Here is a 26,333-nt window from a genome sequence, read left to right as displayed (position 1 = left end):
TTCACATAGGTCCCGCCGCGGTGCAACGATCCCGAGCCGCCTGAAAAGCTGCCGCCGTGGCTTGAGGTGTGGTGTCCGCCGCCATAGCTGACACGGCCCCCGTGACCTCCTCCGCGAGCATCGGCCGGTCCAATTATTCCGATTGCCAAAAAAAGCCCGGCAACGAGCGTTGCTGCCCTCATATTGTTCCCCCTCAAAAACGTCTCTTGTAAATTCGCTCCTCTATCCAACTGCAACCGATGCGGGAGCGCAAGCCGTAGTGCACCGATGACACTTTCTCCACTGGTGTGTGGATGTGAGACTTTGGACCTAGGGAAAAATACGGGTAAGGGGCGACCTTAAAGGTGCAGACCGATGATAAACCGGATGGCAAAGAAGGCGCCCCCGGCGACCACGGCAGTGGCGCTAATCGCGAACACTACTCTCCAACCCTCGTCCATTGTGCCTCGCGATAAAACGACCCCCGCGGGGGCAACGCGGAGGCCGCTGTTGGGGCGCTCCAAGGCAGGGGGTCCTGAAGCGATACGGCAACGTGCACGCGGTCGGAGGGGTTCCTATGAAGGGCAGATCCTCAAAACGCGGTGGATTTCCGCATCAGCTTCAGGAATATCTCGATGAGGTCTCACTGCGAGGAGCGAACATCTCCGCCGCCGAGTTGGGCCACCACCCAATCCGCAAAAGCTCGTACCGACGATCTTTGTCGGCTTGCGCGCGGGTAGATCAAGCGGTGACCGACGTAGCGGATATCGTTGGCGCGTCCGGCCAATGGAGCGACCAAGCGCCCGCACGCCAGTTCGCGTTCGGCCAGAAGCGTTGATTCCAAGGCCACGCCCAATCCCTCTGCAGCCGTCGCGATCGCAAGAAAGCTTCGGTCGAATCTCATGCCGTGAAGCGCAGGTGCTTCTAACCCATTCGCGGTGAACCATTGATGCCACTGCACCCGCTTCACGTCGGAGCGGATGAGCGTCTGATCGAGGAGATCGGCAGGCTTCCTGATCGATTTTGCGAGCGAGGGCGAGCAGAGCGGCGTGACCGTCTCCTCCGGCAGAGGGACAATTTCGACGCCCTCCGCGCGTGGCGGACCGTAGACGATGTCGATATCGAAATCATCGTTGCTGAAGCGCGCATAGTCCGTGCTTGCAGCCAGCCGAACCTCGAGCTTCGGGTAAGCAGCGAGAAACTGTGCAAGCCGTGGTGCCAGCCATTGCGCAGCAAAGCTGGGCGCGGAATGGACGCGCACCAATTGTGGTCCGCGCGCGGCAACTTCCTCTAGGCCACGGCGGAGCTGATCGAATGCCGCTCCCGTGTGACGCATCAGGTTCTCGCCGGCCGGCGTAAGTCGCACGGATCGTGCGCTGCGCTCGAACAAAGCGGTCCGAAGGGTGCCCTCCAGCTTGCGGATGGCATGACTAACGGCACTCGGTGTCAGGTGAAGCTCATTCGCCGCATCGCGAAACGATCCGGTGCGGGCAGCCGCTTCAAAGGCACGAATTGCCGATATGGGGATATTCGACAGCATCCCATAAGTGAACCAGATTCATCGATCCGTGACAACTGCGCGTTTGTCCGTTGGCGGTCGGCGGGTCATTCCTAAGCGCCAAGGAAGAACAATTTGCGGGAGGAACTGATGCTGCTCAGCGGTAAGACGGCCATCATTTCGGGCGCGGCCTCGCCGCGCGGGATCGGGCTTGCCACCGCCCGGCGGTTCGCCGCCGAGGGCGCTCGGGTCGCCATTCTGGATATTGACGCCGGCGCTGCGACGGATGCTGCGGCATCGCTCGGAAATTCCCATATCGGACTAGGGTGCGACGTCGCCGACAAATCGTCCTGCGAACAGGCGGTCGCCCGCGTGATCGAATCCTTTGGCGGCACCGATGTTTTGATCAACAATGCCGGCATCACCCAGCCGGTGAAGTTCCTGGAGATCTCGGCAGCCGATTGGGATCGCATTCAGGACGTCAATCTCAAGGGCATCCTGTTTCTCTCCCAGGCGGTGATCCCGCATATGCGCGGACGGAAAGCCGGATCGATTGCATGCATGTCGTCGGTCTCGGCCCAGCGCGGTGGTGGAATTTTTGGCGGCCCGCACTATTCGGCCGCGAAGGCCGGCGTACTTGGTCTCGCCAAGGCGATGGCCCGAGAGTTCGGCCCGGACGGCATTCGCGTCAATTGCGTCACGCCCGGCCTGATCGGCACCGATATCACCGCGGGCAAGCTGACCGACGAGATGAGGGCGAAGATCCTGGAAGGCATTCCGCTCAATCGTCTCGGTACGGCCGAAGACGTCGCCGGTATCTACACCTTCCTGGCCTCGGATCTCTCCGCCTACGTAACCGGCGCCGTGATCGACGTGAACGGCGGCATGCTCATCCACTGAGCCAGCGAGACAAGGGTCAGATCGATGGAAACCTCGACCAACGCGCTTACGAACACGCCCAAGCTGACGGACCGCGCCCACAATATTCGCCGCAATGCCCTGCGCATGGGCGAAGTTCAGGGCCAAGGCTATATCGCACAGGCGCTCGACATCTCTGACGTTCTCGCCGTCGCCTATTTCCATGCGATGCGCTACAGACCCGAAGATCCGTCCTGGGAGGAGCGAGACCGCTTTCTGCTCTCCAACGGGCATTATGCCATCGCGCTCTACGCGGCCTTGATCGAGGCGGGGATCGTCCCCGAGGAAGAACTCGAAACCTATGGCAGCGACGAGAGCCGCCTGCCGATGTCGGGCATGGCCTCCTACACACCGGGAATGGAAATGTCGGGCGGCTCGCTCGGGCTCGGACTCAGCATCGCCGTCGGCATGGGCCTGGGACTCAAACGCAAGAAATCCGGAGCGCGGGTATACACCTTATTTTCCGATGGCGAGCTTGACGAAGGCTCGGTCTGGGAGGCGATCCAGTCGGCAGGCCACTACAAGCTCGACAATCTGATCGGCATCGTCGACGTCAACAATCAGCAGGCGGACGGTCCTTCCACGCAGGTCATGGCGTTCGAGCCGCTGGTCGAGAAGCTTCAGGCCTTCGGCTGGTTCGTGCAGCGCGTCAACGGCAACGATCTCAATGCCGTGGTCGCCGCCTTCGACGCGGCCAAGTCCCATCCCGAACTCAAGCCGCGGATCATCGTCGCCGACACGCTGATGGGGAAGGGTGTTCCCTTCCTCGAGCAGCGCGAGAAGAGCCATTTCATCCGCGTCGAGCCGCACGAATGGCAGCTCGCGCTTGCCGCGCTGGAAGCCGGGAGGCAGGCATGAAGACCGTCAGATCAGCACCGCAGCCGGGCAAGCCGCGCCTGACCACCTCAGCGATGATCGCATCGATCGCAGCCGAGGGGCAGAAGACCAGACCGGGGCCGTTCGGACACGCGCTCGTCGAACTCGCGCGCCACCGCCCTGAGGTGGTCGGCATGACGGCCGATCTCGGCAAATACACCGACATGTACATCTTCGCAAAGGAGTTCCCGGACCGCTATTACCAGATGGGCATGGCCGAGCAGCTTCTGTTCGGCGCCGCCTCCGGCCTCGCTGCCGAAGGCTTCATGCCTTTCGCGACCACTTACGCGGTGTTCGCGTCTCGGCGGGCTTACGATTTCATTCACCAGACGATTGCGGAGGAAGACCGCAACGTGAAGATCGTTTGTGCTTTGCCCGGCCTGACCTCGGGCTACGGCCCGAGTCACCAGGCCGCAGAGGATCTCGCGCTATTTCGTGCCATGCCAAATATGACGGTCATCGATCCCTGCGATGCCCACGAGATCGAGCAGTTGGTGCCTGCCATCGCGGCGCATCAGGGGCCAGTCTACACCCGCCTGCTGCGCGGCCAGGTGCCGGTCGTTCTGGACGAGTACGACTACAAATTCGAGCTCGGCAAGGCCAAGCTGATCCGCGACGGGAAGGACGCCCTGGTCATCTCATCCGGCATCATGACCATGCGCGCGCTCGAAGCCGTACAGACCTTGAAAGACGACAGCATCGATATTGCGGTGCTGCATGTTCCAACCATCAAGCCGCTCGATACCGAGACGATCTTGCGTGAAGCCGGCAAGTCGGGCCGCCTGGTCGTCGTTGCCGAAAACCACACAACGATTGGCGGTCTCGGCGAGGCGGCTGCCGCGCTTCTGATGCGTTCCGGTGTCCATCCGCCCTTCCGCCAGATCGCATTGCCGGACGAGTTTCTTGACGCCGGCGCACTTCCGACCCTGCACGACCGCTACGGGATTTCCACCGCAGAGGTCGCACGGCAGATCAAGCGGTGGCTTTAGTGTACCGGCGCTAAGCGCCAACTTAGCCAAGCCCAGGTGAGGAGCTACGCCCGTCGCATGTTGCGGCGGCGAGTGATTGCTCCTGCCCAAATGCCGGTGGTCGAGAGCCGGCAAGCGAAGAACCCGGAAAGCTGCACGTCAGCCTGCGCTGATGCAACGGGCAGCAACGTCAATGAAGGACCAGGAGGAAAACATGACTGCATCGAAGCCCGGAAGCATCAGTCGCCGTTCGCTGTTGATGGCCGCCACCACCGTTCCTCTCTGCGGGATTCTCACCCGCCCGGCGTCTGCCGCCGAGTTCGTCTACAAGTTCGCGACCGGACAGGACCCAACGCATCCGGTGAATATCCGGGCGCAAGAGGCGATCGACCGTATCCGCGAAGCGACGAGCGGTCGGCTGGAGATCAGGCTATTTCCGGCCAACCAGCTCGGCTCCGACACCGAGCTTTTGACCCAAGTTCGCAGCGGCGGCGTCGAGTTCTTCAACCAATCGTCCTCGATTCTTGCCACCCTCGTACCTAGCGCAGGCATTGTGAACACCGGCTTCGCATTCGCCGACTACGACAGCGTATGGAAGGCGATGGACGGCGACCTCGGCACTTACATCCGGGCGCAAATCGCCAAGACGCCAATCATGGCGGTTTCGAAGGCCTGGGACAACGGCTTTCGTCAGGTGACCTCGTCGGGCCGCGAGGTCCGGACGCCGGATGATCTGAAGAATTTCCAGATCCGCGTTCCGCCCGCGCCGCTGCTCACCTCGCTCTTCAAGGCGCTCGGCGCCGGGCCGACGCCGATCAACTTCAACGAGGTCTATTCCGCGTTGCAGACCAAGGTCGTCGACGGCCAGGAGAATCCGTTGCCGATCATCGCGACCGCGCGTCTTTACGAAGTGCAGAGCACGTGTAGCCTCACCGGGCACGTCTGGGATGGCTACTGGATTCTGGGCAACAAGCGCGCCTTCGAGCGCCTGCCCAAGGATGTGCAGGAGATCGTGACGCGCGAGCTCGATCGCTCCGCGGTCGATCAGCGGGCAGACATCGCAAAGCTCAGCCAGTCCCTGCGCGCCGATCTGTCGACCAAAGGTCTCAAGTTCATCGACGTCGATCGTGCCGCTTTCCGCCAGGCGCTGTCTAAGACCAGCTTTTACGCCGACTGGAAGGGCAAGTTTGGCGAGGAGGCATGGTCTCACCTTGAAAAAGCCGCGGGCCAGCTATCATGACCAGCGTGAGCCATACGCCGCATGTGGATACCGGGCTCGCGGCCGGCAGATCTCAAGCGAATTCGCGCCGATGGGTGGTGACAGCGAACATGGTGCTTGGCCACGCTGTCGCAGTCCCGGCGGCCTTGCTCGTGCTGGCGGAGATCGTGGTGCTGTCCGCGGGCATCGTGGGCAGATACGTATTCCGCTCGCCGATCGTCTGGTCCGACGAGCTTGCCGGCATTCTCTTCCTCTGGCTCGCCATGCTCGGGTCTGTGATTGCGTTCCAGCGCGGCGAGCACATGCGGATGACCGCCATCGTCGGCGTGCTCAGTGCGGAGCTCCGCGCGTTCCTGGATGTCATAGCGGCCGCGGCGTCGCTGGCATTTCTCGTGCTCGTCGTTTGGCCGGCCTATGAATTCGCCGCCGACGAGGCCTTCGTCACCACTCCGGCGCTCGAGATCGTCAACACCTGGCGTGCGGCAGCGCTGCCGATCGGCATCGGGCTGATGCTGATCGCAGCCGTCCTCCGGCTCATCCGCATCGCGAGCCTGCGCAGCTTGCTGGCCTCCCTGGCGATCGTCGCAGGCATCATCGGAACGTTCATTCTGCTGGCGCCGGTCTTGAAGGCACTTGGCAATCTGAATCTTCTGATCTTCTTCGTTTTCGTGGTCGGCGCGATGGTCTTTGCGGCCGTGCCGATCGCGTTTGCATTTGGCCTCGCCACGGTCGGCTATCTCGCCCTGACAACCAGCACGCCCGACGTCGTGATGATCGGACGAATGGACGAGGGCATGAGCCACTTGATCCTGCTTGCCGTGCCTCTCTTCGTCTTTCTCGGCCTTCTGATCGAGATGACGGGCATGGCGCGCGCCATGGTCAGCTTCCTGGCAAGCCTTTTGGGCCACGTGCGTGGCGGACTGCACTACGTGCTGGTCGGGGCGATGTATCTGGTCTCAGGCATCTCCGGCTCCAAGGCGGCGGACATGGCTGCGGTGGCTCCAGTGCTGTTTCCCGAGATGCGGCAGCGTGGGGCCAAGCCCGGCGATCTCGTTGCGCTCCTGGCCGCGACGGGGGCGCAGACCGAGACGATTCCCCCGTCACTCGTTCTGATCACGATCGGCTCGGTGACCGGTGTGTCGATCTCGGCGCTGTTCACCGGCGGGTTGCTTCCGGGCGTGGTGCTCGCGATCATGCTCGCGGCCGTGGTGTGGTGGCGATACCGCCGCGAGGACCTGTCTCACGTCAAACGGGCGACGGGGCGGCAGATTGGCCGCGCCTTTGTGATCGCGATACCGGCCATCGCGCTGCCATTCGTGATCCGGACCGCCGTCGTCGAAGGCGTTGCGACGGCAACGGAGGTCTCGACCATCGGGATCCTGTACTCGGCCTGTGCGGGACTCTTCATCTATCGCCAGTTCGACTGGCGCCGCATCTATCCGATGCTGGTCGAGACGGCTTCGCTGTCGGGGGCGATCCTGCTCATCATCGGCGCGGCGACGGGCATGGCCTGGGCGCTGACCCAGTCGGGATTTTCTGCCTCTCTTGCAAAGTTCATGACCAGCCTTCCCGGCGGAGTACCTGTCTTCCTTGCCGTGACGATCGTGACCTTCGTGATCCTGGGCAGCGTTCTGGAAGGGATCCCGGCCATCGTCTTGTTCGGCCCGCTCCTGTTCCCGATCGCGCGGCAGGTCGGGGTGCACGATGTCCACTACGCGATGGTGGTCGTTCTCGCGATGGGCATCGGCCTGTTCGCGCCACCGTTCGGCGTCGGCTACTACGCGGCTTGCGCCATCAGCCGCATCAACCCGGACGAGGGCATGAAGCCGATCGTGGGCTACATGATCGCGCTTTTGATCGGCACGCTGATCGTCGCGGCCGTGCCCTGGCTATCGATCGGCTTCCTTTGACGCATCTGCGGGACGCCTTGCGGGACAAAACCGCGAGGCACCTCGTCAGGCGAACTTCGGCAGATGCAGCGGCAGGCCCTCGCAGGGCATATCGATCTCTTCGACTTGCCCCTTGCCGACTTCAGTCACGCGTAGCTTCTTGCCCTCGAGCGTGAAGGCACAATTCGTCGGCTGCGGCCCATCCAGGATCAGCCGGTCGACGACTTCACCCCGTCGGTCCAGCACCCTGACGTTCTTCTGGTTGTAGACCGTGCAATAGAGGCGGCCATCCGTGCCGAAGGCCATCCCGTCCGGACCTTTGAAATCGGGATTGGCATTCGGTTGCAGGACGTTGCCGAAGACCTCGCGTCTAGGCGAGGCTTCGCCGAGCACGTCATATCGGTAGATCTCGCCGGTGAAGGACGCGTTGGCATAGAGGTGATTGTCGGAGCCGAAAGCAATGCCGTTGGTGAAGCGGATCTTCCGATCGAGCACGCGTAGCACCTTCATGGCCGCCGGATCGATCTCATACACACGGCCGTCCCAATCAAGGTCCATATAGCCGTCGACGAAGGCCTGGCCGTTGATGAAATCTTCGGCCGCCATGCCGGAGTCGGTCAGGTAGAGCAGTCCGTTCGGGCCGAAGCAAAGATCGTTCGGAAATAGAAAGCGGTCCGTACCTTCGCCCTGCATGCGCCGGATCTCGTTTCCGCCGTCGTCGATGCAGATCAGCGCCCGGAGGCCTGCTTCCGCGATCCAGATCCGGCCGTGGCCATCAGTCGTCAACCCGTTCGGACGCCCGCCAGTCGTCCGGATCACCCTGCGATTGCCGCGAGAGTCAAGCCGTGTGATGCAAAGGGTCGACGCGGACATTTCGGTCACATACATCGATCCATCGGGCAGGCACACCGGCCCCTCCGGAGCTCCAATTCCGGTGGCAAACAGTCTCGACGCCATTTTTTCCTCCCGTTCTCCAGATTGCCGGCGCTCGTTACGAGATGACCAGGCCGCTGGCCGGATCGATCAGCACCACGCGATTGAGGTCGATGGCGAGGTTGATCCGCTCGCCATGGCTGCTGACGTCATGAGCCTGCAACTCCGCGACCGCATCGACGCCGCCGATCTTGATGGTGGTGAATGTACGGGTCCCCGTCGGCTGAATGAGGTCGACGACGGCCGAATAGGAGACCACCCCGTCGCGCGGAGGTCCGCCGCCAGCCCGGCTGAAGTGCTGGGGTCGAATGCCCACCAGAACTTCTTGGCCATCCGCACCTGTCCGCAATTTGGCTCTTGCATTCGGAAGCGTCAGCGCACCGCCGGACTGAAACACAACTGCGGCGCAGCCGCCGCTTGTCTTGAGGGTCGCCGGGACGAGGTTGATCGACGGAGACCCGAGGAAGCCGGCCACAAAGCCCGTACGAGGCTGCTCGAACAGTTCAAGCGGAGCCCCCTGCGGAAACACCTTCATCCTGAAGCCGTCGGAACGTGATCCATCCGCTTCGCTAATCATGGCGGAATGGCTGAAGGAAGCCGGCCTGCCGGATGGCGTCTTCAACGTGGTGCAGGGTGATAAGGAAGCCGTCGACGCGCTACTGCATCATCCGAACGTCTCGGCGGTCAGCTTCGTAGGGTCCACGCCCATTGCGCAGTACATCTATTCGACCGCCGCGAATACCGGAAAACGCTGTCAGGCTCTCGGCGGCGCCAAGAACCACATGATCGTGATGCCCGATGCCGACATGGATCAGGCGGTTGATGCACTGATGGGTGCCGCTTACGGCTCCGCCGGCGAACGCTGCATGGCGATTTCTGTTGCCGTACCGGTCGGCGAGGGGACCGCGGACAAGCTGATCTCAGCCTTGGAGCCGAAGGTTCGAGGCCTGAAGGTCGGGCCGGGTACCGATCCCGAGGCCGAGATGGGTCCTATTGTCACGAAGCAGCATCTGGACAAGGTCCGAAGCTACATCGATGCGGGCGTTGCGGACGGCGCGAAGTTGCTCGTCGACGGACGCAAATTCAAAATGCAGGGCTACGAAGACGGCTTCTTCCTGGGCGGGACTTTGTTCGATCACGTCAAGCCGAGCATGAAGATCTACAAGGAGGAGATCTTCGGGCCAGTGCTCTCGGTCGTGCGAGCACCGGATTATGCGACGGCCGCGCGGCTGATCAATGAGCACGAGTTCGGCAACGGGACATCGATCTTCACACGTGACGGCGATGCTGCTCGTGAATTTGCTCACCAGATCAAGGTCGGCATGGTCGGCATCAACGTTCCGATTCCGGTGCCGATGGCCTTCCACTCCTTCGGTGGATGGAAAGCGTCGATCTTCGGCGATCATCACATGCATGGACCGGAAGGCGTCCGCTTCAACACGCGAATGAAGACAGTGACAAGCCGCTGGCCAACCGGAATACGGGCCGGTGCCGAATTCGTCATGCCGACCATGTCATGACGGCTGCCGGATACTGCTTTTGTCTGTTCTCCCAGACTGCGAGGGCCATCGGCCCTCGTTCTTTTCATAGGTCATTCTAACGGCCTCTGTCTTAGAGAAATGCTCGAGCATGCCGCAGACAGTTGTGTTCGGCCGTAGCTCGAATGGCGGGTTTTGGCGCCCAAGAAACTTAAAAATGCTTTATCTTTCATTTGGGATTGACTGACACTCTCTCCGTCATTGGCGCGATTTTGTACGCCTCCGCATTTCGACTGAGGTCGACCGCGGGCGCCGAAAAAGTTGGGGTGCGGCCACGCATACTCGGGCCACAGCGACATACGCCTTGCGGCGGCCGATCTTGTCCGAAAGACTGACGAACACGACATACAGAGGCACGGTGATGATAGTGGCGCCGATAAGCATGTAGTTCGCCGTCAGATTCTCGACGCGGAGCACTTTGGCCAACAAGAAGAGCGAATAGAATTGACCTGTGTACCGGATCACGGCCTGCGCTGGCGCGAATTCAATTCAGTATTGGTCAAGCCGGTCTAACATTTCGCGCACACGAAAAGCGAGTTTTGCCTGAGAGATCGGCTTCTCTAATAGCTCGACGCCCTCATCAAGGCGCCCTTGGTGGACCACGGCATTTCGCGAGTAACCTGTCATGTACAGGATCTTGATGCCTGGGCGGATCTGCTGTGCGCGCCGGCCCATCTCCCGTCCATTGATTCCCGGCATGACGACATCCGTCAGCACAAGATCAACCTTCGGCTCTTCCTGCAGAAGGATGGTCAAGGCAGCCTGGGCGCTGGATGCCACAACCACGCGATAATTTAAATCTCGCAGAAGCTCAGAAACATATGCACGCAGGTCCGTATCATCTTCGACGACGAGTATCGTCTCCAGTTTCTCACCTTCCGGGCGAAACTCGTCTGCATTACCCTCGGCGGGTCGAGCATCTCCATGGTAGCGGGGGAAATACATTCTGATGCTGGTACCTTGGCCGACTTCGCTGTAGATCTTCACGTGCCCACCCGACTGCTTTACGAAACCATAGACTTGGCTAAGTCCGAGGCCTGTCCCTTGCCCGAGCTCTTTCGTGGTAAAAAAAGGCTCGAAAGCATGATTGAGGACGTCCGCGGTCATCCCGGTCCCAGTGTCTGTTACGCAAACGATGACATAATGGCCCGGGGAGAGCTCAGGATTCACTCGGCAATAGTCCTCGTCAGCTAATACGTTCATAGCCTCGACCGTGAGTTTGCCGCCATCCGGCATCGCGTCGCGTGCGTTGATACCGAGATTGATAATGGCAGACTCGAGGTGGTTGGTATCAGCCTCGATCGACCAGAGACCCGCACTTCCGACGGTTTGAACTTCGATGCGTTCACCGAGGGTACGTTGCAGAAACTCCTGCAATCCATTCAGAAAAATATTCAGATTGATAGGCTGCGGATCCAGCGCTTGCCGACGGGAGAATGCGAGCAGGCGGCTAGTCAGTGCTGCGGCACGCTGCGCGCCCCGCTTGGCATTGGCGAGTGCCCGCTGAAGATTCGTGCTGTTAGTCAGGCCGCGGCTGTTCCGCTCCGCGGTCTCAAGGTTGCCAAGCACGATCATCAGGAGATTATTGAAGTCGTGCGCGATCCCGCCGCTGAGCTGGCCTACCGCTTCGAGCTTCTGAGAGGCGGCTAACTGCTGCTGAGTGCGCTGGAGTTCGTCCTGGGCCTGCTTTCGCTCGGTTACGTCACGCGTTACTTTTGCAAACCCAACCAATTCGCCGGCCTCGTCGGTGATGCGATCGATGACAACTGACGCCCAAAAGCGACTGCTGTCCTTTCGCACTCGCCAACCTTCAGCCTCGAAGCGTCCCAATTTGGCCGCTTCGGCGAGCGCCCGTTTCGGTACGCCAGTTTGAATATCTTCAGGCGTGTAGAAGCGACTGAAGTGCTGACCGATAATTTCATCCGGATCGTAGCCTTTGATGCGCTGTGCACCCGGATTCCAGGTGGTTATATTGCCGGCAGGATCCAGCTGAAAAATCGCATAATCGACAACAGCCTCGATCAATCGACGGTATCGTCGCTCGCTCTCCAGCAGATCGTTGTGGGCCTGCTGACGTTCTGTGATGTCGCGCGTGACCTTTGCAAAGCCGATCACCTGACCTTGCTCGTCGCGGATCGCATCCACGACGACTAACGCCCAAAAGCGGGTCCCGTCTTTGCGGACGCGCCACCCTTCGGAACTGAACCGGCCGGTCTCTGCCGCAATTTTCAACGCTGTTTGGGGAAGCTCTTTCGCGCGATCCTCGGGCGGATAAAACAATGAGAAGGACTTGCCGATGATCTCGTCCGCTGAGTAGCCCTTCAATCGCTCGGCACCGGAGTTCCAACTGCGCACGGTGCCATCTACATCGATCATGTAGATGGCGTAGTCCACGATGGAGTCGATGAGCAGTTGAAGCGGCCGCGCGTCGGCGACCCCGTCGAGCTTTGTTTGCAGTGTTTTCAACGGGTGGAGCGCTCCCAAACAGGTTCAACGTATTTGGATGCGGGATTGTTCCGTACACCGTGGCATTGTGCCCCTGTCGCCGTGGCCGGCCGAGCAATGCTTAAGACCACAGGATCGCAAGTGGTGAGTATCGCCGTCGAGGCTCCGGCTTGGCCGGGGAACCCTGCACGGGAGCAGAAGTTTCCATAAATCAAAGGCGGCTCCGCCTGCGGCGAAACGGGGGTTGATATGGATGAGGAAAAGCGGTTGCTCGACGGCTGTGAGCTCCCGAGGATTTCCACCGGAAATTTTGGTCTAGATGACATTCTCGGAGGCGGCTTTGATCCCGAGAGAATGCATCTGTTTGAAGGCCAACCCGGTTCAGGCAAGACAACCCTCGCTCTGGAATTTTTGCTGGAAGGAGTTCGCGTCGGCGAACCGACCCTCTACATCACGCTATCGGAGACTGAGCAAGAATTGCGTCTGGTCGCAAAGCGTCATGGGTGGTCGCTCAACGGCATTACAATCTTTGAATTGATCCCGCCTGAGACCACGCTGGATCCGAGCCAGGAACTCACGGTGCTGCATCCGGCCGAGATGGAGCTTAGCGAAACCACGCAGATGATCTTTGACCGGGTCGAGGCACTGGCGCCGGCGCGAATTGTACTCGATAGCCTGTCGGAGCTTCGCCTGCTGGCACAAAGCCCCCTTAGATACCGCCGTCAGATCCTCGCGTTGAAACACTTCTTTTCAGGTCGCAAGTCCACTGTGGTTTTGCTTGATGACCTTTCATCACAGCAGAACGATCTGCAATTGCATTCGATCGCCCATGGCGTTGTGCTTCTTGAACAGTTGGCAATCGATTACGGCGCGCAGCGGCGACGCCTTCGTGTCGTGAAGATGCGTGGTATCGAATTCAAGGGGGGATTTCACGACTTCACCATCCGGCATGGTGGTCTCATGGTTTACCCCCGACTTGTCGCAGCAGAACATCATAAGGAATTCGACAGCGACGTCGTCTTGAGCGGCAATCCGGAACTGGACACTCTTCTGGGCGGTGGCCTTGAGCGCGGAACGAATGTGCTCCTCATCGGTGCAGCGGGCGTTGGAAAATCATCGCTGGCGCTTACCTATGCGATCGCAGCCGCAGCCCGAAACGAACGCTCCGTGATTTTTGCCTTCGACGAAGGACGCGGCACTGTGAGTGCGCGAGCGAAGACGTTGGGACTTCCACTTCAAGACGGGCTCGATAAAGGCTTGATCGATTTTCAGCAAATCGACCCTGCTGAAATGGCGCCAGGCGAGTTTGCCGACGCGGTGCGGAGCAGCGTAGAACGTGCTGACGCGCGGGTAGTGATAATCGACAGCCTCAATGGCTATCTCAATGCGATGCCGGATGAGCGCTTTTTGATTCTTCAGATGCACGAGCTGCTGAGCTATCTCAGTCATCGCGGCGCCCTGACCATCCTCGTGCTGGCTCAGCATGGCCTCGTCGGACCGATGGATACGCCGCTGGACATTAGTTATCTCGCCGATGGCGTGCTGATGCTGCGTTATTTCGAGTTTGATGGCAGCGTGCGGCGCGCACTGTCCGTCGTGAAAAAGCGAAGCGGCAATCACGAACATACGATCCGAGAATTCAAACTGAGCCACCAAGGCATCACCGTCGGACCCCCGCTAAAGGGTTTCAGTGGCATTTTCGGCGGTACGCCGGTGTACAAGGGGGAGGAGGCACCTTTGATGCCTCGGGACACCGATGGTCCGGCCTGAAACGCCAAAAGGCGTGGTTTTGGTCCTGATGCCCATTGGACGGGACGCGGCAACTGTTGCCAAGTTGATCGAAAGGGCAGGCTTACGTCCCGTGGTCTGCAACACGCTTCAGGAAGTGATAGAGAATCTCGAGTGGGTCATCGAAGTCGTGGTTGTGGCGGAGGAGGCGCTCTACGGCAATAATGCCCGCGTTCTGGAGGACTGGGTGGGCCGTCAGCCACCGTGGTCCGATCAACCCTTTGTCGTACTGACCAACCGCAATGAAGGTGGCAAGTTTGCCGCGTTCAGGCGGGAGTTGGTCATTCGCCTGCGTAACGTGGGCTTTCTCGAGCGCCCCTTGCAGGCCATCACGCTTCAGGCCACGGTACTTTCCGCAGAGCGCGCTCGAAGACGACAGTATCAAACTCGTGCGTACCTTGAGGCGCAGCGCGGCGCCTCTGCCGAACTGGAGCGTTTGGTTGCGGAGAGAACGGCTGACCTTGAGCGGGCGAACAGTCAACTCCGGGAAGAAATTGCGGGTCGCGAGCGGGCCCAGGCAGCGTTGCTGCAGGCACAGAAAATCGAGGCGTTGGGCCAACTTGTCGGCGGGGTCGCGCACGATTTCAATAACCTGCTTATGGCTGTCATCGGCAACCTCGACCTGCTTTCGAAAAAACTAGGTGAAGATGCTCGACTTCACAGGCTCCTGGATGGCGCCATGGAGGGCGCCCGCCGTGGCGCCACTCTAACACAAAGGCTACTCGCTTTTGCGCGCAAGCAGGAACTGAAGGCGCAAGCTACAGACGTCCGAAGTCTTGTGGAAGACATGATAGGCCTCATAGATCGTTCGGTGGGTCCGATGGTTCGGATCGAGCTTCACGCCGAAGACAATATGCCGGTCGTCGACGTCGACCCGAACCAGCTCGAAATGGCTCTGCTCAATCTCGCCGTGAATGCCCGGGACGCTATGATTACTGGCGGCGTCCTCACGATCGGGCTGTCCGAGCAAATTGTCGACATCGACGATCAGCTTGGTGTCCAACCAGGCCGATACGTGGTGCTCTCGGTGCGAGATACTGGAGAAGGAATGGACGCACAAACGCTGGCCCGGGCCGTAGAACCTTTCTTCTCAACGAAGGGAGTCGGCAAGGGCACGGGTTTGGGTTTGTCCATGGTGTTCGGCCTGGCGCAACAATCCGGAGGTGCCCTGCGGCTCGAAAGCACCCCCTCAAGCGGGACAACCGCCAGACTTTGGCTTCCCGTTGCCAGTGAAACGTCGCCGCCTTCCGGACGCGCGCCGAACATCGTTACCCAAGCCTCGGCGCCAGCGAAGATTCTTTTTGTAGACGACGATCTTCTGATCGCCGGCAGTACTGTCGATCTGCTGGAAGACCTGGGACATCAGGTGATTGAAGCGCATTCCGCCATTGAGGCGTTGCGGCTTCTTGAAAGTGGCTTAGCTGCTGATCTTTTAATAACCGACCACGCGATGCCAGGAATGACAGGAATCGAATTGGCCCGAGAAGTGCGCCGCCAATATCCTCGACTTCCGATCTTGCTTGCGACGGGGTTCGCTGAACTGGAAGGAAGCGAAGTGGTAGACGTCGCACGTCTCGCGAAACCTTACACGCAAGCTCAACTTGCGACGGAGATCGCGCACCTCCTGCCGAATGGAAGGGATGGCTTCTAATGCCGCTCAGCGGCAGCGTGCACCTGCCGGGTAGACGGATTTCGAGCCGTCCCTTCAGGTGGTTTGTGCGCGCGCCGTAGAAAAGCGGCGCTGCGGCCTTCCGCCGGGCGGGTTCATCGTTTCCCCCATTCGATGACGAGTGGGGGTAGTGCCTGAAACGCCGGGCCGTTATACGCGTTCGCTCAGGCCGCCTTGGACTCGATCTGGTGCACGTTGGCCTGCGCCGCGCCATTGATGGCGATGCGCAACGGCGGCGGCGTGAACTATGTTTTTTGGGGCCCGGCGCGCGGCGAAGTTCAGCTTGTGCTTCTGCTTCTCCCAACGGGCGTTGCTTACGAGCGCCCTCCAATGCGGCCCGCTCGGCCTCGATAGCCTAGTCGAACTAGCCCAGCGAGGCTTGATTGGTTCTTCAGCTTTCTCGCCCATGAGACCGGCTCGCTAGTCTGCGGGTGGGATCGGCGGGGCCGCGTTAAGAAGCTGCGATATCGCGGTTACGATCTGAGCAGGGGCAAAGGGCTTTGCAAGCAGTAGGCTGTTTGGGACGCCCTCGGACGCCCATTCCTCCCCGTGAGTGCCGGTCATGTAGATGATGGGCATCGTCGGATCGATCTCCCGGGCAGAGCGACCGACCTTCCATCCATCGAGCTTTCCCAGCAGGTTGATGTCGGTCACGACCGCCCGGAATTTGGATTCGTCGTCCTGCCTGCAAAAGAGTAATGGCTTCCTCGCCAGACGCCGTCAGGGTGGACGCAAAGCCGCCGTCTGAAAGAGCTTCTTCGACCATAGCCCGAATAAGCTGGTCGTCCTCGACGACCAGAATCTTAACCGCATCGGTCAAAGCCAATCTCCCCCTGGCTGCCTCGTCGCAGTCGCGCGGCAGGGTAAGACGTGGTGGAACAGTAAGTTCCATAATTGAGATCCTACTAGGGTATTTTCCAGCAAGGCCGCGCCAAGCACTAGACGCTAGGAAAGAGGTTAGGCGCGTAACTTATCATGCTACAAGCCGAAGGCGGGCCAGCCAGGGTTCGAAGGGACGAGTTCATGCCAACCCTCACGGGGACAGAATCCGTGACGTCTCCCGTCGCATCGACCGGGGCAACCAGACAGGAACTTCCGTACCGGTTGAGGCAACAGTCCTTGCTGGGCGAGTTCGGCCGAACCGCGCTGCAGACCCGCGACATCGGCCAGATACTCCAACGAGCGACGCAGCTCTGTGCCCAGGGTCTCGAAACACCTTTTGCCAAGGTCCTGGAGTACATGCCGGAGGAAAAACGGTTGCTGGTGAGCGCAGGCGTCGGATGGGCGCCGGAGACGATCGGCCAGATATCCCTGGGCGTCGATCTGGAGTCTCCCGCCGGCTACGCGTTCCATACCGGCCAAATCGTCATTTCCAACCACCTGCAGGAAGAAACCCGCTTTCGAACGCCGAAACTACTGTCGGAGCACGGCATCAAGCGCGCCATCAACGTTCTCATCGCGCGGGGCGGCGAAGGTCATCTACCGTTTGGTGTTCTGGAAGTCGACAGCGCTGACTCGGGTCAGTTCGATCTCGCGGATGCTGATTTCCTTGCCGGCTTTGCGGGCCTGCTCGGCATCGCCATTGAGCGGCAGCATGCCGACGCCGAGCTCCAAAAAGCCCTCGAGCACCAAGCCATGTTGACTCGAGAGATGAGCCACCGTGTCAAGAACAGCCTGGCGTCGGTGGTAGGCCTGCTCCGCGTCCAGTCCCGCAGCGCACAGTCCGAGGAAGTTCAAAACGCGCTCAAGGACGCCGCTTCCCGCATCACGACGATCGCCCAGGTTCACGACCACCTGTGGCGCAGCACCAGGATCGGGTTTGTCGATATTGCGGACTTCGCGGGCGAGCTTTGCAGGAAGCTGCAAGAAACGCTCGCCTACAAGATTGACTGTAAGTTCGACCACCTGATGATTCCGGCGGACAAGGCAATTCCGCTTGGCCTCCTGATCAATGAGCTTGTCACGAACGCGGCGAAGCACGCCTACTCCGACAAGTCCGGCGAAATCCAGGTGGCGGGCGCGGGGCGCGGAGCCGATTTGCATGTCGTGGTAGCGGATCAGGGCGTGGGACTGCCGGCGGATTTCGATATGGACCAGCCGCGAGCGAGCCTGGGCTTCAAGGTGATCAAGAGCCTGCTTGCCCAACTCAATGGACGCATCGCGGTCTCATCAAACGAGCCAAAGGGCACAACAATCCAACTTGATGTGCCGCTCGATTAGAGGAAGTTCCGTCCATCCTACATCCCGGATCTGTCATGGCTTCACGAACTGATAGGCGAAGCGATCGGTCTCGCCCTTGATCGAGGGATCGAACACCTTCATCGAGTGCGGATCGTCCTTGTTCGCGAGCATTGTGCTTTCCGCGTCCAGTACGAAGCCGGCCGCCTCCACCTCCTCGCAGTGAGATTCATGCACTCGTGGATGCCAACGGCCTGCCGGTCCGGCTGGCGCTGACGCCCGACGAGGCTCACGAGAATCGGCTTGCCAGAAAGCGACTATCTTGTCTGAAGCGCGGATCGATGCAGCTTTCTGACGTGGCTACGACGCCGACTGGATTAAGGAGCTCGCCACGAAGAACGGCGCATGGGCCAACGTCCCGCCAACCCGATCTGCTTCGCTCACCGTGCACCAAGATGGTGCACCATGTTTTGCCGGCGCCCCACTGACCCGACAGCAAGCCATGCCCCACCGCTGGCATCAGCCGTTTGATTAGCCATGCCTTGAGCGGCCGCGGATCTGCATCCCCGTGTGAATTGTGAATAAAGTGCGGCAACTTCGGATCCTGCCGCGACGCCTCATCGATTTCGTCGAGATCATCCTCAATATCGTCTTCGTCTGGATCTGGCGCCGGTGTCTCCGGTTTAGGCGAAATTGGCTTGAGTATCTCCCGCGGCGCGTTTCGACAATTTTCTCGGGCGCCTTCATGCCGTCGAGCAGCGGCAACGCCCTATCAGTGTACTTGCTGGCGCTCCTGGAGATCTCGCGGGAAGTCGACCCTCTGCGAAATAGCGGCCGGCAACCTACTCGTTGCGTTGCCACACGCACGCTCGATGTTTCAGCGAGCGCCGTTCTCGTTGCGAAAGGCAGCAATGAAATCGCAACGAATTGGGTGAAACGACCGTGAACAAAACGGGACGAGGACGATCACCACACCAAGAAAGATCAATAACTTAGAAGATGCTCACTGCGTTCGGGACGCCGTGGTCTTAAGCCATCAGATCGCAACTTGAACCGAATGTCGGTATCGGTGGTTGCGCCTCCGCAATTTGAACCTGCGAAAATCTTGCCCGACCAGGCCGAGAACTGCGCACCGCTATGCAACCGAGCTCGGCGAATTGCTTAGCTAGGTACCGTAGATACAGGCCCTATGAGAAAACTTTTCGGTCGTTCCGTCAGTACGGTTCAACCAGAAGCATTTCGTACCGAAGTCAGCAGTTCGGACGTTAAAGTGGGTAATTCCGCATCCCTTCTTGGCCTCGGCATCGGGATGGTGCTCCAGTGCCGCTCGTAGAATCACTGTGTCATTGGCGCCAACCCGATCGCCCACGTCGTACCGGTGAAGCATGTCATTCAAATAAGCAACGGCGTCACCTCTTTTGGCGAAGTGCAGTGGGCCGAGGTCGATCGGCTTCGCGGGCATGTGAAACCTCCATTCCAATCAAGCGGTAGAATTGCTGTCCACGTCGTCGAGCGGCAGAAGCCGATCGCGTAGCTCGCGGACGATGATGACCGGGAAATCCATGGCTTCGAGCTGACCTTCGCGTTCGGTGACCCACGCCACGCATTCCTCCTTACTGAGATCGGTCTTCTCGTACAAGGCAACCGCGCTCATGCGGGAGAGACCGAGTTCCATGAGTGAGAGGAGGGTCCTCGACGAAATACCAAACTCAAGTTGTGTGCCGATGTCCAAGCCGTGATCAATCAGGTCCTCACGGTTGATCTGGCGGAGATGCATGTGCAGGACATCCATGTAGGCGGACAGATACTTCGGCGCCTTGAATCGCGCGACTTGCTCGACCAGCTCCATCGTGTTGCGGATCTGCACCGGAAGGCTGTAGGTCCTACCGGTGGTACGGTGCCACTCGATGTTCCCGCGGATCATCTCGGCCAACCTCAAGGACTCGGGCGCCTATCTGCTCACCACATTCATGCGGCTCGGGTCCATTTCGGCGGCCAGTCTCTCGAAGCGCCACGATGCCGCGTCGATGGCATATTGCCGAAGTGGAACGCGACCCCGCGTTCAACGAGCGGTGCAAGGCGGAAGTTGGGGCGTACGCCCTTCCGGGCGAGGTCGGCGAGCTGTGCAAGCTCCGGATCGATTGAGCCAGGCTGAGGCAGGAGCTGGCTAACCAGATCGGCGACATCCTCCGACTCTCCGGCGCCGTTCGTGTAGACGAGCGTTCCGCCTCTCTGGCCCGCCGCTGCGGCGATGAAGGCGAGGCGCTTCCTAAGTCCCGCTGGCGTGCTTGCGAGCTGGAGCGTTCCGACTGGAAGTGTCGAACCCTGCTGTCGGACGGTCAGGTTCCAGAGCTTCGGCTTGCGTGGGGTTTGGTTCGCGACGATCAGGTTCTGGAGAACGGTGGGAGCGTCGCTGTCGACGGCGACAGTCTGCACACCGTCGGGCGCGTCCGTTAGCAATGCCTCCGGGTTCTGTGTCGCGGGGCTGATGAATACGACCTTCAGCTTCGAGTTCGCACGGCTAGCCCGCTCTACGGCGTCCTGCAAGATCACGCCGCGTTGGCTGTCCTCGATTTTGTGCGCCTCGTCCACGATAAGCAGGTCAATTGAGAACGCGTCGCCGAGCACGTTGGCGAGAAGGTGCAGCCGCTCCTGCGTGGAGACTAGAATTACTTGCGCGCCTCCAGCGCGCGCCGCTTCGTACTTGTCACGGAGGGGAAGGGACGACACCTCGATGCGCTTGGTCTTGCCGAGAAGACCTTGGAGAGTGGTCTCGATCTCCGAAACTAACACGCGGGTAGGGGCGAGGTAGACTGCGACCCGGGTGTCACCCGCGCTTAGTTGGTCGATCAACCACTGAAGGACGAGAAACGTCTTCCCGGAGGCAGTGGGGGCGGACGCCGAGAGCCAACTTCCTCCGCCCGCATTGGCCAGAAGCGTTGCTGAAAATCGTTCACCTGCAGCCAAGCGCCGCTCGATTCCACCAGGATGGAACGGTCCATCTCGCGCCGCTGGGATTCAAGGCGCAGCGCCACACCTAGCCGTCCGGTCGAGACCGGCCGTCAGTAGGTGGCGATCGTTGGCTAGCGTGATGGCCCGGTAATTGGAGAGCTTGCCCAACAGGACAGCGCCCGCGTCCTTGAGTGCTTGATCGTCCGTCAGAGAGATCGCCGCAGTTGCGATCCGGAGCGCGGCCTCCTGGTCGATCCGTTGATCGGACCGCGCCAATATGCTGCCGGCGAGCAGCAGCCTTGGCCAATCGATCGCCACGGCAGAGGGGGCGGCGGGTTCGGGCACTAGGTTGTCAAGTTCGGTGCGCACGGTGAGTCGAATGATCGCATCGAGATCGTCGCGAATTCCTTCCTGAAGAAGCCACGACTGGAGACCGACTAGGCTCATTCCGTCTTAATCCCCATCGCTCTGAGAAATGCGGCGCGGAAGCCGTCGGCCGACGGCAGCGGGATGCAAAACAGCTCGATTTCCATCTGGTCGAGCTTCTCCGACTTGAGCCGCTCGCCGATCCTTTTGCTCCAAACGGCCAGTTCCGCGCGTGAGGCCTCAACGATCTCCTCCGCGATCGCCTTTACGTCATCTTTCGGATAGAACGGCGCGTCGAAGCCCACCAGGGCCACGCCGCAGTATTGGACCCGCTTGGACATCACCGACGACTTGTCAAAATACTTCTTCAGCGCGTCGGTGAGCGTCGCATCACTGAGGTCGGCCTTGTCGCTCAGGAGCACCAGATCGCGTTCCCTGTCGGTTTCCTCGTGTTCTGGTTCAATGAGGAAGGGAGCGAGTGAGGCGAGGCAGTCGCGGATCGCGGCTCCCGCGTCCTTGTAGATTTTGGATTCACCCCAGTAGAGCTTCGGGATGCCTTCCGGCATCACGCCAGCGTACACCCCATCGGCTCCATGGTAGTGTAGGCGCGTGTCTGTCTTGAGATCCATCTTGCACAGAATCTGAGGCAGCTTGAGGAAGCGCTCGGCCAATAAGAACAGCAGCATCTCGCCGCCCTCTCCGGTCTTCGCCAAATCGGTGAACGACCGCTTGGCGCGCTCGACGAGTTCGGCGACCGCCTCGGTGCTATTGTACTTGGCGTCGCGCGCTTTCGCTGCAGCGAGCTTCGAGCGCGGTATCGCATAGTCGACTACGGCGTTCCGCATGAACTCCGCCAGCCGGTGCGGCTGGACGCGGCCGTTTCCATCCACTGTGAGGCAATGACAGTGGATCTTGACCGAATGACCCTCGATGAGGACGTCGCGCTCCACCAACATGAGGTGAACGTCGAGTGCTTCCGGATTCCCTGTCAGCGCGGACGTGAGATCAGTCGCGGTGATGGTCGACAGACGGCCTACCCCCTTGTTCGTACGCCCGTCTGCCCCCAGACGAGTCAACCCATAATTGTAACCACCTAGACCTCCGCAGTCCATGTTCGGCGGGAATTGCCATCGAATCCGCGATGATCGCGAGCGGCGCTTTCATGCGCTGCGGACTAGACCAAAGCCTTCACGCGCGTCGTCGCTGTTGCTCGCAAGTCTAGAGCAGCATCGCATGCTCTTTACGAAAACATGCTCGGCAATAACGCGCCTGCCGTCTGCTCTTGGATGGTTGGCTTCTCGGAAACGACTGACCAAGGTAGGAGCCGATGTGCCCCTATTGTGCCCCCGCTTTTTTGGGGCACATTACAGGGGAAGCCAGCGACTAAATCATTGAATTCAGGTTTGAAATGGTGGGCGCACAAGGGATCGAACCTTGGACCTCTCCCGTGTGAAGGGAACGCTCTCCCGCTGAGCTATGCGCCCGGGACCATCATGCCGACGGCCGGACTTTCGGCCGGCCGGCGCATCAGAGCCCGCGATTTAGAAGTGCGGGCCGAAGGTGTCAAGTTTCGAGGCGTCCTCCGGCCCGAAAACCTTCCGTAGATCACGCAATCCAGCGGTGAAGCCGGGTTTCGGCCCGCTTACGCACCCTGCTGGCGGGCGCGGGAGGCGTGGGCCTGGAGCGCGCGGATACGCTCGGCCAGCGTTCCGCCGCCCTCGGGCAGGGTGCCTGCGGCCGCGCCGTTGCTGGCGGCGTCGTTGGCCGGGCGCGGCGCCGGCTTCGGCGGCTGGCCGGCCTCGGCCGCAAGCAGCGCCTCGATCGGCGAGTTCGGGCCTTCGAGCTGCATCGCCAGCTTTGCGACCTCGGCGGCGATGTCGTTGATGCGCTCGCGCAGCAGCGCGTTCTCCATGCGCTCGGTCGCCCAGGAGCTCTCCGCCTGCTGCTGGATCGCGTTGATGTCGCGCTGGAGCTTGGCGCGCTCGTCGCGCGCGGTGCGGAGCTGCTCCTCCAGCGCGGCCTTTTCCGCGCGCAGCTGCTCCATGGCGGCCGACGATTTGCCGCCGCTCAAGGCGGCGATCTCGACGCGGAGCTCCTTGATGGTGCGCTCGGAGCCCTCGCTGGCCTGGCGGAGCTGGTTGTTCTCGTAGTCGCGCTCGGCGAGCAGCTTGCCTTGCGTGGCGAGGCGTCCCTCGAGGTCGGCGACGCGGCCCGAGAGCATCTCGGCCTCCTTCACCTGCACGATGAGCTGGCGATCGAGCTCGTTGACGCGCTGGCTCAGATTCTCGACGCGGCCGCGTGCATCGCCGAGCTCGCGCGAGGCGGTCTCGGATTCGGTTCGCTCCTGCGTCAGCCGCGCCTGCGTTGCGGCAAACTCCTTCTCGGCATCGCCGACGCGGTTCTTCAATTCCTCGATCTGCGCGCGCACCGCGACCAGCTCGACCTGGCGGCTCTCCGCCATCATCGAGCGGTTGGACAGTTCGGAGTTGATCTTTGCCAGCTCGTTCTGCTTGTCGGTCAGCGCATTCTCGGCGCCGCGCAATGCTTCGGTCTTGGCGCTGAATTCCTCTTCAGTGGCGCGGAGCTGCTCCTTCACCGCCTTCTCGCGCGCCTCCAGCGCGAAGATCGTGGCGTTCTTCTCGCCGAGCTCGATCTTCATGCGGTTGATGGCATCGCTCTTCTTGCCGAGCTCGGCGAGCTGGCTCGTGGTCTTGTTCTTGAGCTGGTCGACGCTCATCTCGAGCCGTCGCGCCGACATGGCGAATTCGGCGCGGAGCTGGTCCTTGTCGGCCTGGATCTCGGCCATCGACAGCGGGGTGGCGGCCTCGAGCCGGCGCGTGGTCAGGCGCACCGCGCGGTTATGCACCAGCGGCACGATGGCAAGCCCGCACAGCATCGCGAGCAGGAAACCGATCGCCAGGTACATGATCGGTTCGACCATGGGCCAGAACTCCCAAAGCTAAGGAAAAATTTACCAACGACAATGCATGGCGGGCCGGCAAAAAGCCAGCCCCGCCCTGTTGTTAACGTGAATCCGGAATTGGACCGGTGGAGGGAGTCCTAGAACGGGTTCCAGGTCGCGCGCGGCGTGTATTTCAGGTAGCCGATATTGGCTCCCAGCCGCAGGCCGAGTCCGGACCGGATCGGCACCAGCACGATGTTGTTGGCGGTGAGCGCCGTCATGCCGAAGCCGCCGATGATATAGGCCGAGCCGTCGAGGCCGGCGAAGCGCTGGTAGATCGCGTTGGTGGCCGGCAGGTTGTAGACCAGCGTCATGGTGCGCGCGCCGTCGCCGCCCCAGTCGAAGCCGAGCGAGGGGCCCTGCCAGTAGACGCGCAGGTCGCCGGCGTTTTTGGTGTAGAGCGTGCCTTCGCCATAGCGCAGGCCGGCGACGAACGCGCCGGAGCCTTCCTCACCCAGGATATAGCCGTTCGGCAGGCCCCATTGGCTGACCGCCTTCTCGATGATCGAGGCGAGCCCGCGCGAGACGTTGCCGAAGAAGCGGTGACCGGCCGTCACGAGCTCGTCCGGCCCATAGGTGTTGGGTGTCGGGGACCGCTGCGGCGGCGGCAGGTTGGGCGGCGGCGCCTGCTGGGCGGAGGCCGGCACGATCAAGCCGACCATCGCGGCGAGCGCGAGCGCAGCAAGGCGTGATGCGAAAGTCATAAAAGAACCCCTGGTATCGAATCCGATCGCTTCCTTAACCTGACGCCAACAGGCACGGCTCTAGGTTGCGCCGGATGTCCCCTCGACTCGGATGTTATCCGCAGCAACTATGACGGCACAACGGCAGGAAGATAGCCCTTTGCGCCCCGGAATTGCCTTGATCGGCCGCCTCGTCTGCCTGCTGGCGGGCATTTGGATGGCCTGCGCATGGTTGCCCGCCCAGGCTGCCACCACCGAACGGATCGTCGTCAACCGCTTCAGCGGCGTCGCCATCGAGGGCTTCGATCCCGTCGCCTATTTCGTCGATGGCAGCGCCGTGCAGGGGACGGCTGAGTTCGAAGCGAACCTCTGGGGTGCGGTCTGGCGCTTCCGGAACGAGGGCAACCGGGCCTCCTTCCTGGCCCATCCCGAGATCTATGGGCCGCAGTTCGGCGGCTATGACCCTGCCGACATCGCCCGCGGCGTCACCATCGCCGGCAACCCCCGCTTCTTCGCGATCGTGGCGCAGCGGCTTTACCTGTTCAGCCGGGAAGCCAATCGCGACGCCTTCGCCGCCAATCCGGAGCGCTTCCTCTACGAAGTCGGCAAGCGCTGGCCGGCGCTTCAGGAGCAGCTCAGTCAGTAGCGGTCTACCGCCTGCGGGTCGCCCCAGGCGATGAACTCCGGGATGATGAAGCCGGTGTCCTGCCGCTGGCCGAACAGGATCTCGCCGCCCTTGCCGTCGGTGACCTTGCCGCCGGCCGCGGTCACGACCGCGCAGCCGGCCCCGACATCCCACTCCGAAGTGGGCCCGAAGCGGGGATAGATGTCGGCGCTGCCTTCCGCGATCCGGCCGAATTTCACGGCCGAGCCGACCGTCCTTCTGACGGCATTGGGCCTGTTGTCGATGAACGCTTCGCTTTTGGGATCGCCGTGCGAGCGGCTCACCGCCGCGACCCAGGGCTCGCCCGGCGCCGGCAGCTTGCGGGTATGGACCGGCTCGGCGGCACCGATGGTAGCGCCGTCAAATCTGACACACTCGGCGCCGCGGCCGACGATGCCGCGCCAGAGCAGCCCGAGTGCGGGTGCGCTGACGATGCCGAGCAGCGGCACCCCGTGAGTGACGAGGGCGAGGTTGACGGTGAACTCGTCACGGCCGGCCACGAACTCCTTGGTGCCGTCGAGCGGATCGATCAGGAAGAAGCTGTCGCGGAACGGCGGAGCGGCGAGCTGGGTCCGTTCCTCCGACAGCGTCGGGATGTCGCCCGCGAGCTGCGCCAGGCCGTCCGCAATGACGCGGTCGGCGGCAAGGTCGGCCTCGGTCACCGGCGAGCCGTCCTGCTTGCCGTCGACCCGCATCGCCGCGCGGTTGACCGCGAGGATCGCTTCGCCCGCCTTCACCACCAGCGCGGTGAGCGGCTCCATCAGGCCGGATGCGGCCGCGCCGTCGATGATCCGCTTCACCTGCATGC

At 61.3% G+C, this 26,333-nt stretch carries 22 protein-coding genes, 1 tRNA gene and 2 pseudogenes; 11 read left to right on the top strand and 14 right to left on the bottom strand.

Annotation, left to right across the window (positions count from 1 at the left end; genetic code table 11):
- Positions 1-622 precede the first annotated feature (622 nt).
- The gene (locus AB5K84_RS36705) at positions 623-1,519 is read right to left on the bottom strand and encodes a LysR substrate-binding domain-containing protein (RefSeq protein ID WP_011084956.1); all 897 of its coding nucleotides are present in this window, start codon (positions 1,517-1,519) and stop codon (positions 623-625) included.
- Positions 1,520-1,627: 108 nt separating this feature from the next.
- Here AB5K84_RS36705 and AB5K84_RS36700 point away from each other — a divergent pair, with 108 nt between their 5' ends.
- The 5 genes from AB5K84_RS36700 (at position 1,628) to AB5K84_RS36680 (ending at position 7,368) form a co-directional block, all read left to right on the top strand.
- Positions 1,628-2,377 carry an SDR family NAD(P)-dependent oxidoreductase gene (locus AB5K84_RS36700; protein WP_011084957.1) on the top strand — a complete coding sequence of 250 codons (750 nt, stop codon included), beginning with the start codon at positions 1,628-1,630 and terminating at the stop codon, positions 2,375-2,377.
- A gap of 24 nt (positions 2,378-2,401) precedes the next feature.
- Positions 2,402-3,253 (top strand): transketolase, encoded by an 852-nt coding sequence (locus tag AB5K84_RS36695; protein WP_011084958.1) that lies wholly within the window; start codon positions 2,402-2,404, stop codon positions 3,251-3,253.
- Positions 3,250-4,260, top strand: coding sequence for a transketolase family protein (locus tag AB5K84_RS36690; protein ID WP_014497715.1), 1,011 nt, complete (start codon positions 3,250-3,252; stop codon positions 4,258-4,260). Before AB5K84_RS36695 ends, AB5K84_RS36690 begins: the two co-directional genes overlap by 4 nt.
- A gap of 193 nt (positions 4,261-4,453) precedes the next feature.
- The gene (locus AB5K84_RS36685) at positions 4,454-5,479 is read left to right on the top strand and encodes a TRAP transporter substrate-binding protein (RefSeq protein WP_014497714.1); all 1,026 of its coding nucleotides are present in this window, start codon (positions 4,454-4,456) and stop codon (positions 5,477-5,479) included.
- Positions 5,476-7,368 (top strand): TRAP transporter large permease, encoded by a 1,893-nt coding sequence (locus tag AB5K84_RS36680; RefSeq protein ID WP_011084961.1) that lies wholly within the window; start codon positions 5,476-5,478, stop codon positions 7,366-7,368. Before AB5K84_RS36685 ends, AB5K84_RS36680 begins: the two co-directional genes overlap by 4 nt.
- A 45-nt stretch (positions 7,369-7,413) precedes the next feature.
- Here AB5K84_RS36680 and AB5K84_RS36675 read toward each other — a convergent pair whose 3' ends face one another.
- Positions 7,414-8,304, bottom strand: a complete 891-nt coding sequence (locus tag AB5K84_RS36675) for an SMP-30/gluconolactonase/LRE family protein (protein ID WP_011084962.1) — start codon at positions 8,302-8,304, stop codon at positions 7,414-7,416.
- 34 nt (positions 8,305-8,338) lie between these two features.
- Positions 8,339-8,815 carry a hypothetical protein gene (locus AB5K84_RS36670; RefSeq protein WP_202557216.1) on the bottom strand — a complete coding sequence of 159 codons (477 nt, stop codon included), beginning with the start codon at positions 8,813-8,815 and terminating at the stop codon, positions 8,339-8,341.
- On the opposite strand from AB5K84_RS36670, the pseudogene mmsA reads away from it, so the two are divergent.
- Positions 8,799-9,800, top strand: a pseudogene (mmsA, locus tag AB5K84_RS36665) (CoA-acylating methylmalonate-semialdehyde dehydrogenase); the annotation flags it as partial. The gene AB5K84_RS36670 and the pseudogene mmsA sit on opposite strands and share 17 nt — an antisense overlap.
- Positions 9,801-10,307: 507 nt before the next feature.
- Here mmsA and AB5K84_RS36660 read toward each other — a convergent pair.
- A complete protein-coding gene (locus tag AB5K84_RS36660; RefSeq protein WP_014497709.1) occupies positions 10,308-12,302 on the bottom strand; it encodes a hybrid sensor histidine kinase/response regulator in 1,995 nt (664 codons plus the stop codon).
- Positions 12,303-12,512: 210 nt separating this feature from the next.
- Between AB5K84_RS36660 and AB5K84_RS36655 the strand changes: the two genes are divergently transcribed.
- Entirely contained in the window at positions 12,513-14,033 is a 1,521-nt protein-coding gene (locus AB5K84_RS36655; protein ID WP_011084967.1) for an ATPase domain-containing protein, read from the top strand.
- A complete protein-coding gene (locus AB5K84_RS36650) occupies positions 14,020-15,702 on the top strand; it encodes an ATP-binding protein (RefSeq protein WP_014497707.1) in 1,683 nt (560 codons plus the stop codon). Before AB5K84_RS36655 ends, AB5K84_RS36650 begins: the two co-directional genes overlap by 14 nt.
- Before the next feature lie 438 nt (positions 15,703-16,140).
- Here AB5K84_RS36650 and AB5K84_RS36645 read toward each other — a convergent pair whose 3' ends face one another.
- A complete protein-coding gene (locus AB5K84_RS36645) occupies positions 16,141-16,374 on the bottom strand; it encodes a hypothetical protein (protein WP_014497706.1) in 234 nt (77 codons plus the stop codon).
- Between the two features lie 369 nt (positions 16,375-16,743).
- Here AB5K84_RS36645 and AB5K84_RS36640 point away from each other — a divergent pair, with 369 nt between their 5' ends.
- Both AB5K84_RS36640 and AB5K84_RS36635 read left to right on the top strand, forming a co-directional pair.
- Entirely contained in the window at positions 16,744-17,940 is a 1,197-nt protein-coding gene (locus AB5K84_RS36640) for a sensor histidine kinase (RefSeq protein WP_014497705.1), read from the top strand.
- 179 nt (positions 17,941-18,119) lie between these two features.
- A pseudogene (locus AB5K84_RS36635) lies at positions 18,120-18,322 on the top strand (transposase); the annotation flags it as partial.
- A gap of 741 nt (positions 18,323-19,063) precedes the next feature.
- Here AB5K84_RS36635 and AB5K84_RS36630 read toward each other — a convergent pair.
- From AB5K84_RS36630 to AB5K84_RS36595, 8 genes are all read right to left on the bottom strand, one after another.
- Positions 19,064-19,360 carry a DCL family protein gene (locus AB5K84_RS36630; RefSeq protein WP_011084973.1) on the bottom strand — a complete coding sequence of 99 codons (297 nt, stop codon included), beginning with the start codon at positions 19,358-19,360 and terminating at the stop codon, positions 19,064-19,066.
- 18 nt (positions 19,361-19,378) lie between these two features.
- Positions 19,379-19,822: a hypothetical protein gene (locus tag AB5K84_RS36625; RefSeq protein WP_231088689.1), complete on the bottom strand. Its 444-nt coding sequence runs from the start codon at positions 19,820-19,822 to the stop codon at positions 19,379-19,381.
- 44 nt (positions 19,823-19,866) lie between these two features.
- Complete coding sequence (locus AB5K84_RS36620; protein WP_014497703.1) at positions 19,867-20,865, bottom strand: DEAD/DEAH box helicase; 999 nt, start codon at positions 20,863-20,865, stop codon at positions 19,867-19,869.
- 51 nt (positions 20,866-20,916) lie between these two features.
- A complete protein-coding gene (locus AB5K84_RS36615; RefSeq protein WP_011084976.1) occupies positions 20,917-21,297 on the bottom strand; it encodes a hypothetical protein in 381 nt (126 codons plus the stop codon).
- The gene (locus tag AB5K84_RS36610; protein WP_231088509.1) at positions 21,294-22,292 is read right to left on the bottom strand and encodes a HamA C-terminal domain-containing protein; all 999 of its coding nucleotides are present in this window, start codon (positions 22,290-22,292) and stop codon (positions 21,294-21,296) included. Before AB5K84_RS36610 ends, AB5K84_RS36615 begins: the two co-directional genes overlap by 4 nt.
- Positions 22,293-22,625: 333 nt before the next feature.
- A tRNA-Val gene (locus tag AB5K84_RS36605) sits at positions 22,626-22,700 on the bottom strand.
- Between the two features lie 158 nt (positions 22,701-22,858).
- On the bottom strand, positions 22,859-24,157 hold the full coding sequence (locus tag AB5K84_RS36600) for a hypothetical protein (RefSeq protein WP_011084978.1): 1,299 nt from the start codon (positions 24,155-24,157) through the stop codon (positions 22,859-22,861).
- 119 nt (positions 24,158-24,276) lie between these two features.
- Positions 24,277-24,882, bottom strand: a complete 606-nt coding sequence (locus tag AB5K84_RS36595; protein ID WP_011084979.1) for a DUF1134 domain-containing protein — start codon at positions 24,880-24,882, stop codon at positions 24,277-24,279.
- A gap of 139 nt (positions 24,883-25,021) precedes the next feature.
- On the opposite strand from AB5K84_RS36595, the gene AB5K84_RS36590 reads away from it, so the two are divergent.
- Positions 25,022-25,507, top strand: coding sequence for a YHS domain-containing (seleno)protein (locus AB5K84_RS36590; protein ID WP_028176025.1), 486 nt, complete (start codon positions 25,022-25,024; stop codon positions 25,505-25,507).
- Here the strand turns inward: AB5K84_RS36590 and AB5K84_RS36585 are convergent.
- Positions 25,501-26,331: a 3'(2'),5'-bisphosphate nucleotidase CysQ family protein gene (locus AB5K84_RS36585; protein WP_011084980.1), complete on the bottom strand. Its 831-nt coding sequence runs from the start codon at positions 26,329-26,331 to the stop codon at positions 25,501-25,503. The two genes, AB5K84_RS36590 and AB5K84_RS36585, sit on opposite strands and share 7 nt — an antisense overlap.
- Positions 26,332-26,333: the final 2 nt, after the last annotated feature.

The sequence above is a fragment of the Bradyrhizobium sp. 1200_D9_N1_1 genome (genome assembly GCF_052075915.1).
Taxonomy (GTDB): Bacteria; Pseudomonadota; Alphaproteobacteria; order Rhizobiales; family Xanthobacteraceae; genus Bradyrhizobium; species Bradyrhizobium diazoefficiens.
This window is presented reverse-complemented; position numbering and strand designations above follow the sequence as displayed.